General features: G+C 69.8%; 11 protein-coding genes. 5 read left to right on the forward strand and 6 right to left on the reverse strand.

Annotated elements, in window-relative coordinates; genetic code table 11:
- The 5 genes from IJ15_RS0103170 to IJ15_RS0103190 all read right to left on the reverse strand — a co-directional run bounded on the left by IJ15_RS0103170 (position 1) and on the right by IJ15_RS0103190 (position 6,344).
- The gene (locus IJ15_RS0103170; protein ID WP_051918466.1) at positions 1–1,455 is read right to left on the reverse strand and encodes a TIGR02678 family protein; all 1,455 of its coding nucleotides are present in this window, start codon (positions 1,453–1,455) and stop codon (positions 1–3) included.
- The gene (locus IJ15_RS0103175) at positions 1,452–2,900 is read right to left on the reverse strand and encodes a TIGR02677 family protein (RefSeq protein ID WP_031936898.1); all 1,449 of its coding nucleotides are present in this window, start codon (positions 2,898–2,900) and stop codon (positions 1,452–1,454) included. The genes IJ15_RS0103170 and IJ15_RS0103175 overlap by 4 nt, the downstream gene beginning before the upstream one ends.
- 112 nt (positions 2,901–3,012) lie before the next feature.
- The gene (locus IJ15_RS0103180) at positions 3,013–4,080 is read right to left on the reverse strand and encodes a hypothetical protein (RefSeq protein ID WP_031936899.1); all 1,068 of its coding nucleotides are present in this window, start codon (positions 4,078–4,080) and stop codon (positions 3,013–3,015) included.
- Between the two features lie 207 nt (positions 4,081–4,287).
- Positions 4,288–5,415: an MFS transporter gene (locus IJ15_RS0103185; RefSeq protein ID WP_407983989.1), complete on the reverse strand. Its 1,128-nt coding sequence runs from the start codon at positions 5,413–5,415 to the stop codon at positions 4,288–4,290.
- 20 nt (positions 5,416–5,435) lie between these two features.
- On the reverse strand, positions 5,436–6,344 hold the full coding sequence (locus IJ15_RS0103190; protein ID WP_031936901.1) for a PAC2 family protein: 909 nt from the start codon (positions 6,342–6,344) through the stop codon (positions 5,436–5,438).
- Between the two features lie 51 nt (positions 6,345–6,395).
- Here IJ15_RS0103190 and metH point away from each other — a divergent pair, with 51 nt between their 5' ends.
- From metH to IJ15_RS0103210, 4 genes are read left to right on the forward strand one after another with little or no spacing between them, the layout of a single operon-like run.
- On the forward strand, positions 6,396–9,965 hold the full coding sequence (gene metH, locus IJ15_RS0103195; RefSeq protein ID WP_031936902.1) for a methionine synthase: 3,570 nt from the start codon (positions 6,396–6,398) through the stop codon (positions 9,963–9,965).
- Complete coding sequence (locus IJ15_RS0103200) at positions 9,958–10,665, forward strand: HAD family hydrolase (protein WP_031936903.1); 708 nt, start codon at positions 9,958–9,960, stop codon at positions 10,663–10,665. Before metH ends, IJ15_RS0103200 begins: the two co-directional genes overlap by 8 nt.
- Complete coding sequence (gene trhO, locus IJ15_RS0103205) at positions 10,665–11,516, forward strand: oxygen-dependent tRNA uridine(34) hydroxylase TrhO (RefSeq protein ID WP_031936904.1); 852 nt, start codon at positions 10,665–10,667, stop codon at positions 11,514–11,516. Before IJ15_RS0103200 ends, trhO begins: the two co-directional genes overlap by 1 nt.
- A gap of 13 nt (positions 11,517–11,529) precedes the next feature.
- Positions 11,530–12,438 carry a pseudouridine synthase gene (locus tag IJ15_RS0103210; protein WP_031936905.1) on the forward strand — a complete coding sequence of 303 codons (909 nt, stop codon included), beginning with the start codon at positions 11,530–11,532 and terminating at the stop codon, positions 12,436–12,438.
- On the opposite strand, the gene IJ15_RS0103215 is transcribed toward IJ15_RS0103210, so the two are convergent.
- Entirely contained in the window at positions 12,428–12,901 is a 474-nt protein-coding gene (locus IJ15_RS0103215) for a hypothetical protein (RefSeq protein WP_231569402.1), read from the reverse strand. The two genes, IJ15_RS0103210 and IJ15_RS0103215, sit on opposite strands and share 11 nt — an antisense overlap.
- Positions 12,902–12,995: 94 nt before the next feature.
- Here IJ15_RS0103215 and IJ15_RS0103220 point away from each other — a divergent pair, with 94 nt between their 5' ends.
- Positions 12,996–13,277: a phosphoribosyl-ATP diphosphatase gene (locus IJ15_RS0103220; RefSeq protein ID WP_197059728.1), complete on the forward strand. Its 282-nt coding sequence runs from the start codon at positions 12,996–12,998 to the stop codon at positions 13,275–13,277.
- The last annotated feature ends 4 nt before the right edge of the window (positions 13,278–13,281 follow it).

Below are 13,281 nucleotides of genomic sequence, written 5' to 3' on the forward strand. Positions count from 1 at the left end.
CTACTTCTCTACGGAGGGGAGCTCGTCCGGGTGGTGCTGGTCGGTGCTCGGCGGATCGTCGGGAACAGGCCCGTCGAACAGTTCGGACTGCGCGGTGCGCTCCCGGATGGTGACCACGACACCACGGAACCGGGCGATGGGCGGCATCACCAGGAACCCGCCGTCGACCGGCCGGATCAACTGCAGGCGTTCGAGCAGCCCGATCGCGTTGCGCTTCAATCCCTCCCGATCGGCCTGCCACTGCGCCGCGAACGTGCGACCGAAGCGCAGCACCAGTTCGTCGACCGCGGCCGCGATCCAGGCGTCGTCGAGCATCGAGTACACCGCCGGCTCGGGCCGATCCTCGTCGGTGCTGTCGGCATCGCCGGTGGTGGTGGCGCCGTCGTCGAACTCGACGTGCTCGGCGAGTTCGGAGAAGATCCCCGCGCTCGGAATGGCCCCGTCGAGCCGGGCGATCAACTCACGTTGATTCGACGCCGGCAGCGGGAGCCGGGGGAGGTCCGGCGCGTCGAGATCGAGGACCCGGTCGGCCATCTCGCCGGCGAGGAGCAGCGCGACCTGGGACACGGTGCCGGTGCTGGGGAACCGGATGTCGGACATGCGGCCGGACGGGTCGATCAGCGCGATCCCCTCGGCCCGGCGCTCGGCGACGAGCCCGGTCAAATCCTCGACGTCGGCGGCGGTGCGGGGCAGCGCGAGCTGCAGGCGCTCGTCGTCGGACAGCTCGTCCGCGTACACCACCGGCCGTTCCACGAGGGCCCGTCGCATCCGCCGGGCGACCTCGCGGGCATCCCCGGACCGCAGGCCGATCAGGTCGTCGTCGTGCGGACCCTCGACACCCGAGAGCAGTGTCCGCACCGAGGTGAGGTGCTGGAGTGCGCGGGGCGGGCGGAACAATGCGACCACGACCGACCGGTCGATGTCGTAGAGCGCTTCCCCCGCATCGGGATTGGACGCCCAACCGCCCGCGTCGCCGTCCGCGAGGACGATCGCACCGCGGGCCGCGAGCCAGCCGACGGCGTCGACGAACGCGTCGCGGTCGGCGGCCCGGTCGGTCGCCAGCGCCACACCGGGGACCTGCGCGGCGTCGGAGGCGACGTGATCGGCCAACTCGGACAGGGTGATCTGGTTGCCGGCCCGGCCGAGCGCGGCGAGCGCCAACGCGAGGTAGGCGTAGCGGTGCCGGTCGAAGGTCCGGTCGTTCGCGGTGCGCGCGGGGATGCCCGGCTCGAGCCGGTCGGCCACGGTGAACAGCCGGGCGGTGGTCTCGGTGACCTCGAGCCGGTACCCGAACAGCTCCAGCAGGTCGTCCCGGAGCTCGGTGGCCCACCGCCGCAGCAGCGGCAGCGCGAGCCGATCGGGATAGGTCTGGGTCACGAGATGGTTCGACAGGATCACCCGGGCGGCCCGCTGGTACGAGTCGAGATCCAGCGGCGAGACGGAACGAGACCTCACTGCACACTCACCTGCAGTCCGTCGAGATGCAGTCGGCCGCGGACGGTCTGCACCACCGTCGTCTCCCCGTGCGGGCGCAGCGTGAGTCGGACACCGTTCTCCGAACCCGTCGAACTGGGCACCGTGCCACTGACCGGCACCCGCGCGGTGAGCGCGGCATTGAGCAGGCTCAGCAGGACGTCGGTCTCGTCGGCGTCGAGGACCCGGTCGTAGGCGCCGGACGCGGCCAGCGACGACGCCGCGACCGCCCGGGCACGCTGGGCCGCCAACTGTTCCGCCCGGAGTCGGCGGATACTGCCCTCGTTGCGCTGCATCCGCGACGGCATGCCCGGCTGCGCGGCCCGGCCGGTCTCGGCGAGCGTGCGCGAGATCTCGACGGGCGTCGCATCCCACCACGACCGCGTGTCGGGGATGATGTCGGCGTCCGGATGCACCATCGACAGATGGCGGGGGCGTCCAAGGTCGAAGACGAGCTGGAACAGGGCGTGCGCCGAATCCTCGTCGGGAGTGGCCGCGAACCAGCCGGCCAGGTGCCGCAGCTGACTCTCGCGGCTCACGCCGCCCCGCCGGGTCTCGGTGACGCGGCGCAACAGCGACAGCACCGCGGCGATCGCGCTCATCGTCCCCTCCCGCAGCCGGTCGGACTCGCTGGGACCCGACACCCCGACGAACCACTGGGCCAGGCCGGACCAGCGTGCACGCCAATCGGATTCGCGCTCCTCCTGAGAGAGGAAGAGGCGATCGTCGCTGGTGGCGGCCCGTGCGATCAGGGAGGAGACGCCGGTGGCCTCGACCGCCTCGATGGCGGCGCGCAGCTTCGGCGCGTAGCGGGCCAGATCGGAGCTGAACTCGCGCATGTGGCTGAGCAGGGCGTCCTTGTGGGACAGGAACGCCTCGGGCGTGATCTCGGTGGTACGCACCAGATCACCGAGCATGAGGTAGAACTGGGCCGCCCGCGCCGCCATGTCGGTGAGGGTGGAGTCCAGGCGGGCGAGCTTGCGGTAGATGAGGTCCCCGTCGCCGCGGCGGTTGGCCTCCGCGAGTTCCTCGAGGTCGGCGAGCAGGTCCGGCAGTGCCAGCCGAGACAGCGTCGCGTCCTCGAGGCGTGCGCCGAGCAGATCCTCGACGGCCCGGAACGCCAGATAGCCGGCCTGACTGAACTGGTACACGAAGTGCCGGTTCCGATACTCCGCGAGGGTCGCGGCGCGGCTGCCGTCGTAGCTGCGTTCGAGCACCGCCCACGTGTGCAATTGCTCCAGCAGGGGAGTGATCTCGGTGGACGTCAGTGCCGCTGCAGGGTCGTCCCCGGAGATCCGGCCCAGGATCTCCGCGACCTCGCCGGCGTGCAGCAGGACGACATAGTTGGCGCGCGCGTGGTCGAACGCCCGTAGCACCCATAGATATTCGGCGCGTTTCTCGGCGGTCGTGAAGGAGAACAGCCGCAGCCGCTCCTCGCGTACGGCGACGTCGCCGCCCGGGGACGTGCGAGGGTCACCTGAATCGCTCACCGTGACAGCCTAGGGCGTCGTTCGAACGGCGAGTGAACACGCCACCCGGTCACCGGCCGCGGCCGACCGGCCGGCGCCAGGATTCGTCCGCGCCGAGCGCCGCCAACTGGTACTCGGCGGCGTCGGGATGCCGGAACGGGCCGGCCACCAGATCGGCGTACGCCTGGCTCGGTGCGACGCAGCGCAGCCCGTCGCGGTACTGCATCCGCTCGAAAACCGCTGCCGACCACGGTGTCGCGACCACGACGTCGGCCCCGCCGGTGACCGGACGCAGGTCCAGTGCGGCTGCGAAGGCATCGACATCGTCGGCGTAGAGCTCGAGCACCGAGGCCGCCGCGTAGTCGGTCGCGCCGATCCCGGTCACCGCATACGCCGGGTCGCCGTTGCCCGCCGCGAGCCGTGTCCGCAGTTCGTCCAGTCCGTTCGGGGCCGCGAAACTGCGGGTGGCACACGGTTTACGGTCCGCGGCCCACGCGCGGAGCATGTGCGTCCAGCGGACGTCGGTGATGGGGCCGCGGGGCAGGCGCGTCAGCAGTTCCCGCTCGAACAGGACCTCGACCACGCGGTAGGCCGCCCCCGTCGACGCCCCCGACAGCTTGATCAGCGCGGGCACCGAGATGTCCCCGACGTGATCGGCCAGCGCCCGCACGATCCGCTCGGACGGCTCGCCGGTGAGGACCCCGGACGGGCGGCCGGGGCCGCGCCACGGATCGTTGTCGGCGCCGCGGTTCCGGACCCAGATCGCCGGCCGGTCCGCGACCACGCTCAGGTTCCCGGTGGCGTCCGCGTACGACAGGCCGTGTCCGTCGAGTTGCCGGCGTACCGGCTCGGACAGGTAGTGCGCGCAGACGAATCCGCGGTCGCTGCCGGAGAGCTCGGCGGCGATCCGGGCGACGTCGCCGCTGAGGACGCCCTTGGATGCGGTGATCGCGTAGGACACGGATTCGCCGTCCGGCGCGGTGACGAGCAGACGATTCGGTGCGGCGGGGGAGCGGGGGCGGTCCGACGACACGGTCCAGCCGTGGGGCAGTTGCGCCTCCAGCCACGACAGGGCGCGCCGGTAGATGTCGATGCTGCGTTCGGGCCGCGGGTTGGGTGCAACGTCCGTCAGGGTCACATCCGCAACAGTAGTCACTCTGTGCCCAACGGAACCGGAAGAAAAGCCGAATCGGCGGGTGCGTGTCGCGCGGAAGTCGGTGCGTGACGGAACCGTAGGAAATCCCGAAGTTTCGGGGTTTCGCCCGCCCCTCGCGTTTTGCGCACTTATCGCTCAGGAGGGCAGGGGGGGTGGAGAGGGGGTCGGATCAGTCGGGATCAGTCGCGATCAGTCGGGCCGCGGCGTGCGGGGCGTCAGGAGCGGCGGCAGGACTGCCAACAGCAGTGCGGGGAGCAGGAAACTCGCACTCGGATGGACCGCGTACAGGGGCGTGAGGGCGAGCGGAGCGAGTGCCGCGCCCGAGAATCGCAGTGACTGCACCACCGAGACCGCGCCGCCGCGGTTGCCGCCCTGCGAGCCGAGGACCGCGGCGTTGACACCGACCAGCAGGAACTGCGACGAGATGCCGGCGAAGAACCAGGCGACGGCGGCGACGGCCGCGAGGCCCACGGTGCCCGCGACGGCGACCAGGGCGGCGCCGGTGAGCGCACCGACGACGACGGTCCGTCGCGCCCCGATCCGGTCGATCAGCAGTCCGACGGGTCGCGCCGTGAGGATGCCGGCGACGCCGAATCCGGTCAGCAACAGTCCGCGGACGGCCGGGCTCATACCGAACACGTCCTCGGCGCGGAAGGCGAGCAGGAATCCCAGGCCGCCGAGCGCGCCCCACCCGAGGAGTGCGACGACACCGACGCGCAGCACCTCCGGGCGCAGCGCGTCCCGGAGGCGGGCGCCGGTATCGGCGGGGAGGTTGCGGGCGGCGTCGGGCAGGCCGAGTGCACCGAGCAGTCCCGCCACCACCGCGATCGCGAGGAAGGCGAGACGCCAGTTCGCCTCCGCGGCGAGGCCGCCGATCAGCGGTGCGGTGGTCTGGCCGGCGGCCTGCAGCGCGCCGAACGCGCCGAGGGCCCGGCCGAGCCGGTTCTGCGGTGTCATCGCGGCCAGTGTCGCCAGCAGCAGGGGAGTGGTGAACGCGTTGGCGCAGCCCTGCAGAACCCGGGCGCCGAGGAACAACTCCAGGGTGGGCGCCGCGAAGCACGCAACCGACGCCGCGAGATAGACCCCGTACGCGATCCGGACGGTACGCATCCGGCCCCATCGTGCGCCGAGAGTGCCCGAGACCAGCATGACCAGGGCGAACGGCAGCAGATAGGCCGTGAGTGACGTCGCCGCGGCGGAGGCGTCCACGCCGAGGTCGTCGCCGATCTCGGGGAGCATCGACGTGACCACACCGCCGCCGAACGGCCCCAGGAATCCGCCGGCGTACAGCGCGGAGAGCTGAAGCCGTGTGCGCAATCCCGGGGTGGCCTCCCCGGTCACGCCCCGAAGCGGCCGGGGCCGCGACGACGCAGGTACTTCTCGAACTCCGCGGCCAGCGCGTCGCCGTCGATCTTCGAGATCGCGTCGGAGATGTTGGTCTCCGCGTCGCCGCGCTCCTCGAGGGTGCGCACGTACTCGGCGATCTCCTCGTCGTCGCGGGTCATCTCGGACACCGACTCCTCCCAGTCCTCGGCCTGGTTCGGCAGATCGCCGAGCGGGACCTCGATGTCGAGGACGTCCTCGACGCGCTGCAGCAGCGCGATGGTGGCCTTGGGGTTGGGCGGTTGGGACACGTAGTGGGGGACCGCGGCCCAGAAGGACACCGCCGGGACACCGGCCTTGACGCACGCGTCGTGCAGGACCCCGGCGATGCCGGTCGGCCCCTCGTATCGGGTCTGCTCCAGGTTGAAGTGTTCGGCGGCCTCCACGCTGTGCGCGGTGCCCGTCACCGGGACCGGCCGGCTGTGCGGAGTGTCGGCGAGCAGGGCGCCCAGGATCACGACGGTGTGCACCCCGAGCTCGTCGATGAACTCGAGCAACTCGTCGCAGAAGCTGCGCCAACGCATGTTCGGTTCGATCCCACGCAGCAGCACCACGTCCCGGTCGCTGCTCGGCGGGGAACACAACGACAGCTGGGTGGTGGGCCACAAGATCTCGCGGGTGACCCCGTCGACCTGCCGGATGGTGGGACGGTTGACCTGGTAGTCGTAGTAGTCCTCGGAGTCGAGTTCGGCGAGTGGCTTGGCCTCCCAGGTGAGCTCGAGATGCTCGACGGCGCCGCTCGCGGCGTCGCCGGCGTCGTTCCAGCCTTCGAACGCGGCGATCAACACCGGATCGCGCAGAGTCGGCACGTCCGCGTCGGTATCGTCCGATTCGGTGGTGTCTGGGAACTCGGGTGAACTCACCTACCCAGCCTACGGCCAGCCGTCGTCGAGCCGCCCACTACTCTGGACCGCATGTCTGCACCATTCCACTCTGCCCTGCTTGATGCGCTGAAACAGCGCGTTGTCATCGGCGACGGCGCCATGGGCACGATGTTGCAGGCCGCGGATCTGACTCTCGACGATTTCCTCGGCCTCGAGGGCTGCAACGAGATTCTGAACGAGACACGCCCCGACGTGCTGCGCGACATCCACCGCGCGTACTTCGAAGCCGGCGCCGACGCGGTCGAAACCAACACCTTCGGTTGCAACCTGCCGAACCTCGCCGACTACGACATCGCCCATCGCATTCGCGATCTGTCCGAGCGGGGCACCCGCATCGCTCGTGAGGTCGCCGACGAGATGGGGCCCGGCCGCGACGGCATGGGCCGTTTCGTGCTCGGCTCGATGGGCCCGGGCACCAAGCTGCCCACCCTCGGACACGCCCCGTTCGCGGTGCTGCGCGACGCGTACACCGAGTCCGCTCTCGGCATGATCGAGGGGGGCGCCGACGCGATCCTCATCGAGACCTGCCAGGACCTGCTCCAGGTGAAGGCCGCGATCATCGGCAGCCAGCACGCGATGGAGAAGCTCGGCCGCCGCCTGCCGATCATCACGCACGTCACCGTCGAGACCACCGGCACCATGCTGCTGGGTAGCGAGATCGGCGCGGCGCTCACGGCACTCGAACCGCTCGGCATCGACATGATCGGCCTGAACTGCGCCACCGGTCCGGACGAGATGAGCGAGCACCTGCGGCACCTGTCGCGGCACTCGAAGCTGCCGGTGTCGGTGATGCCGAATGCGGGTCTGCCGCAGCTGGGTCCGAACGGTGCGGAGTACCCGCTCACCGCCGAGGAGATGGCCGTCGCGCTGTCCGGCTTCGTCAGTGAATACGGTCTGTCGTTCGTCGGCGGCTGCTGCGGCACCACGCCCGAGCACATCCGCCAGCTCGCCGAGGCGGTCCGCGCGGTCGAGAAGGCGCCGCGCACCCCGGAGCCGGAGGACGGCACGTCCTCGCTCTACGCGGCCGTCCCGTTCGATCAGGACGCGTCCATCCTGATGATCGGTGAGCGCACCAACTCCAACGGCTCCAAGGCATTCCGCGAGGCGATGATCGCCGAGGACTACCAGAAGTGCATCGACATCGCGAAGGACCAGACCCGCGACGGCGCACACATGCTCGACCTCAACGTCGACTACGTCGGACGCGACGGTGCCGCGGACATGGCGGCCCTCGCGAGCCGATTCGCGACGGCGTCGACGCTGCCGATCATGCTGGACTCCACCGAGCCGGAGGTGCTGCGGGCGGGGCTCGAGCACCTCGGTGGCCGGTCCGCCGTGAACTCGGTGAACTACGAGGACGGCGACGGTCCGAACTCGCGCTACCAGCGGATCATGCGGCTGGTGAAGGAGCACGGTGCCGCCGTCGTCGCGCTGACGATCGACGAGGAGGGGCAGGCCCGTACCGCCGAGCACAAGGTGCGGATCGCCGGGCGCCTCATCGACGACATCACCGGCACGTGGGGACTGTCCCAGTCGGACATCATCATCGACGCGCTGACCTTCCCGATCTCGACGGGCCAGGAAGAGGTGCGCCGCGACGGCATCGAGACCATCGAGGCGATCCGTGAGATCAAGCGCCGCTACCCCGGCGTGCACTTCACGCTCGGCATCTCCAACATCTCGTTCGGCCTCAATCCGGCCGCGCGCCAGGTACTGAACTCGGTGTTCCTGCACGAGTGCACCGAGGCCGGCCTCGACACGGCGATCGTGCACGCGTCGAAGATCCTGCCGATGGCGCGGATCCCGGAGGAACAGCGCGAGACGGCCCTGGATCTGGTCTACGACCGCCGCCGCGAGGGATACGACCCGCTGCAGAAGCTGATGGAACTGTTCGAGGGTGTCTCGGCGGCGTCGGCGCGCGAGTCCCGCGCCGAGGAACTGGCGGCCCTGCCCCTGTTCGAGCGGCTCGAACGGCGCATCGTCGACGGCGAACGCAACGGCCTCGAAGCCGACCTCGATGCCGCGATGACCGAGCGCCCGCCGCTCGAGATCATCAACGAGACCCTGCTGTCGGGCATGAAGACCGTCGGCGAACTGTTCGGCTCCGGCCAGATGCAGTTGCCGTTCGTGCTGCAGTCCGCCGAGGTCATGAAGTCGTCGGTGGCCTACCTCGAGCCGCACATGGAGTCGACCGGCGACGACGGCAAGGGCCGGATCGTGCTCGCCACCGTGCGGGGCGACGTCCACGACATCGGCAAGAACCTCGTCGACATCATCCTGTCCAACAACGGATACGAGGTGGTCAACCTCGGCATCAAGCAGCCGATCGCGACCATCCTCGACGCGGCGATCGACAAGCGGGCCGACGTGATCGGCATGTCCGGCCTGCTGGTGAAGTCCACGGTCGTGATGAAGGAGAACCTCGAGGAACTCAACGCCAAGGGCGTCGCCGAGCAGTTCCCGGTGCTCCTCGGCGGCGCGGCGCTGACGCGCTCGTACGTCGAGAACGATCTGTCGGAGGTGTACGACGGCGAGGTGTCGTACGCGCGTGACGCGTTCGAGGGCCTGAACCTGATGGACACCATCATGGCGGTCAAGCGCGGCGAGGGACCGGCGCCGGACAGCCCGGAGGCGTTGGCGGCCAAGGCGAAGGCCGCCGAGCGCAAGGAGCGTCACGAGCGTTCCAAGCGGATCGCGGAGAAGCGCAAGGCCTCCGAGGCGCCGGTGGAGGTTCCGGAGCGGTCCGACGTCGCTGCTGACATCGTCGTCCCCGTCCCGCCGTTCTGGGGCACCCGGATCGTCAAGGGCATCTCGCTGTCCGAGTACTCGGGCCTGCTCGACGAGCGTGCTCTGTTCCTCGGTCAGTGGGGGCTGCGCGGACAGCGCGCCGGCGACGGGCCGTCCTACGAGGAACTGGTCGAGACCGAGGGGCGTCCGCGCCTGCGGTACTGGCTGGACCGGCTCACCGCTGAGGGCGTGCTCGCGCACGCGGCGGTCGTGTACGGCTACTTCCCGGCGGTCTCGGAGGGCGACGACGTCATCGTCCTCGAGTCTCCGGAACCCGATGCCCCCGAGCGGTTCCGGTTCACGTTCCCGCGTCAGCAGCGCGACCGGTTCCTATGCATCGCCGACTTCGTGCGCTCCCGCGAGGACGCCCGCAAGGACGGTCAGGTCGACGTGCTGCCGATGAACCTGGTGACGATGGGCCAGCCCATCGCGGACTTCGCCAACGAACTGTTCGCGGCCAACGCGTACCGCGACTACCTCGAGGTGCACGGGATCGGTGTCCAGCTCACCGAGGCGCTCGCCGAGTACTGGCATCGCCGGGTCCGCGAGGAACTGGTACTGCCGGGCGGCCACAACATCGCCGAGCAGGATCCGTCCAACATCGAGGACTTCTTCAAGCTCGAATACCGCGGCGCGCGTTACTCGTTCGGCTACGGCGCCTGCCCCGACCTGGAGGATCGCCGCAAGCTCGTGGCGCTGCTCGAGCCGGAGCGCATCGGCGTCGAGCTGTCCGAGGAGGTCCAGTTGCATCCCGAGCAGTCCACCGATGCGTTCGTGCTGCACCACCCGGAGGCCAAGTACTTCAATGTTTGATCGAACGTCGGTAGCGCCGGATCGTCCGACCGGCACCCTGCGTGCCGTCCTGTGGGACATGGACGGCACGCTGCTCGAATCCGAGAACCTGTGGGACATCGGGGTGAAGGAGTTGTCGCTGCACCTGGGCGGCCCGATGTCGGAGGAGACCCGGCTGGCCACCATCGGGGCCTCCAGTGCCAACGCCCTCGCCACGGTGTTCGCCGCCCTCGACCTGGATCCGCATCCCGAGGCGCTCGCCGACGCCAAGGCGTGGCTCTACCGCAGGATGGGTGTGTTGTTCGAGGCCGGGTTGCCGTGGCGACCCGGTGCGCAGCAGGCGCTGCGCACCGTCCGCTCCGCCGGCCTCGCCTCGGCGCTCGTGACCAACACGGATCGTGAGCTGTGCGAGTTCGCGCTCGACACCCTCGGCCGCGAGCACTTCGACCATTCGGTGTGCGGCGACGAGGTCCCGGCGGGCAAGCCCGATCCGGCGCCGTACCTGCGCGCGGCGGAACTGCTCGGCGTAGAACCCGGCGACTGTCTCGCGGTGGAGGATTCGCCGACCGGCGCCGCCGCGGCCGACGCCGCGGGCTGCACCGTTCTGGTGATCCCGTCCATCACGACGGTCCCGGAGTCGCCCCGGCGCATCTTCCGGACCACGCTGGAGGGGATCGTCGAGTCGGATCTGCACGCGCTGCACCGGCGGGAGGTCGCGTAGTGGCGACACCGAAGATCGTTCTGTTCTACCGGTTCACGCCGCTCGCGGATCCGGAGGCGATCCGGCTGTGGCAGCAGACGCTGGCCGCGTCGAACAACCTCACGGGCCGAATCCTCGTCTCGGAGCACGGGATCAACGCCACCGTCGGCGGCGACATCGCCGACGTCAAGCGGTACGTGCGCGGTACCCGGTCCTATGCACCGTTCAAGGACGCCGACATCAAGTGGTCGGACGGGGTCGGCGACGACTTCCCGCGGCTGTCGGTGAAGGTCCGGCCCGAGATCGTCACGTTCGGGGCGCCGGAGGAACTGAAGGTCGACGCCGACGGCGTCGTCGGCGGGGGCACGCACCTGTCGCCGAACGAGCTGCACGAACTGGTCGGCAGCCGCGGCGACGACGTCGTGTTCTTCGACGGCCGCAACGCGTTCGAGGCGCAGATCGGGAGGTTCCGGAACGCCGTCGTTCCCGACGTCGCGACCACCCGCGACTTCGTCGCCGAACTCGACAGCGGACGCTACGACCACCTCAAGTCCAAGCCGGTCGTCACGTACTGCACGGGCGGTGTGCGCTGCGAGGTCCTGTCGGTGTTGATGCGCAACCGGGGCTTCGAGGAGGTCTATCAGCTCGACGGCGGCATCGTCCGCTACGGCGAGACGTTCGGCGACGAGGGCCTGTGGGACGGCTCGCTCTACGTCTTCGACAAGCGCATGAACGTCGACTTCACCGATCATGCTGTGACACTGGGCAAGTGCACCCTCTGCGGCGCCCCGACGTCGCGGTTCCGCAACTACCCGGACGCAGGCGGTCGTGACCTGACGCTGGTGTGCGAGTCGTGCGTCCCCGACGCCTGAGTCGCCGCTGACGATGGCACGCGCCCCGCTCCCGATCCGCGACGGACTGGGACCCGACCGGATCCGGATGCCGGCCGGGCGGCCGTCGTCGACCGTCGTCGACTTCCTTGTCGGGCAGCATCCGGACGAGGACTGGATCGCCCGGCTGGGCGCCGGCGAGGTCGTCGACGAGCACGGACGCGTCGTCGACCACACCACTGCCTACCAGCCGACCCGGTTCGTGTACTTCTACCGGGAACCGCCACCCGAGGTCCCGGTGCCGTTCACGGTGGACGTCCTGCACGGCGGTTCCGGGCTGGTCGTGGTCGACAAGCCGCACTTCCTCGCGACGATCCCGCGGGGCGCACACATCCGGGAGACCGTTGTGGTGCGACTGCGCCGGGACCTGGAGCTACCCGATCTGGTGCCGGTGCATCGGCTGGACCGGATGACCGCCGGGGTCCTGCTGTGCACCGCCGATCCGGCGCTGCGCCGGCCGTACCAGGAGATGTTCGAGAAGCAGCGGGTGCGCAAGACGTACGAGGCCATCGCCCCGGCACTCGGGGACGTCGAGTTCCCCCGCACCGTCCGCAGTCGCATTCGCAAGGTGCACGGGGAACTCACCGCATCAGAGGAACCGGGGGAACCCAACTCGGAGACCCTGATCGACCTGGTCGAGCGGCGCGGCGACCTGGCGCGCTACCGGCTGTGGCCCCGCACCGGTCGCACCCACCAGTTGCGTCTGCACCTGAACTCGCTGGGCGCGCCGATCGTCGGCGACAACTTCTACCCCGAGTTCCGGCGCCGCGACCCGAACGATTTCACCGACCCGCTGCGGTTGCTGGCCCGCAGCCTCGAGTTCGACGATCCGCTGACCGGCGAGCCCAGACGCTTCGAGAGCCGCCAGGCGCTGGAGTGGCCGTTGCGGCCCGTCACATCTTGATGGCCCACACATAGGTTCGTCGGCCGTCGTCGACGGGATCCCAGGCGATCTGCAGAACCCCGTCTCCGGGCATCTGGATCCGGCAGGACCATCCCCTCGCGGTCGGTGCCGGACGGTATTCGCGAGGCGCGTCCTCGGGGGCGGTGAATGGCTGAGCTTCGCAGGACGCCACCGCCGGTTCACGGCGCAACTTGTCCGCGTGGGCGGCCGACGTCGAATCGACCACCAGATATGCCGCCGGATCGGGGAACGAACTCTGGTACTGGGCGTAGACGACGGTGTCGTCGTCCGTCAGCGGCAGGCCGAGACTCGACGCGAGCCGTGCAGCGCTCGTCGACCCGGTCCGCTCGACGCTCCAGCGGTACAGGGGCGGGCCGCCGAACCACACGGCGGTCACCGCAGCGACGACGACCACGACAGCGACGGCCCATCGTCGCCGTACCCGCTTCCGGCTCGGCTTCACCACGGGAGCAGACCACACAAGGCACGAAAAGTTCCAGGAAGTTCGTCGCAGTCCGCCGACTGCTGCACGCTGAATGCGGGCTGTCCGGTGTCTCGTGCGAGAATCGGTACCCGTGAAGACCTTCGAATCCCTGTTCGCCGAGCTGACCGAGCGCGCCGCCTCCCGTCCCGAGGGATCCGGCACCGTTGCTGCGCTGGACGCTGGTGTCCATGCGCAGGGCAAGAAGGTGCTCGAGGAGGCCGGCGAGGTCTGGATCGCCGCCGAACACGAGAGCGACGACGCGCTCGCGGAAGAAATCTCCCAGCTTCTCTACTGGGTTCAGGTCCTGATGGTGGGGAAGGGCCTGAAGCTCGAAGACGTGTACCGACATCTGTGAGTTC

Origin of the sequence: Prescottella defluvii (assembly GCF_000738775.1) — a bacterium.
In the GTDB taxonomy this organism is placed as follows: domain Bacteria; phylum Actinomycetota; class Actinomycetes; order Mycobacteriales; family Mycobacteriaceae; genus Prescottella; species Prescottella defluvii.

Bases quoted from the DNA above. Each gene is read 5' to 3' on its own strand.
- metH (WP_031936902.1), top strand. From the start codon at position 6,396: ATGTCTGCACCATTCCACTCTGCCCTGCTTGATGCGCTGAAACAGCGC.
- IJ15_RS0103200 (WP_031936903.1), top strand. From the start codon at position 9,958: ATGTTTGATCGAACGTCGGTAGCGCCGGATCGTCCGACCGGCACCCTG.
- IJ15_RS0103210 (WP_031936905.1), top strand. From the start codon at position 11,530: ATGGCACGCGCCCCGCTCCCGATCCGCGACGGACTGGGACCCGACCGG.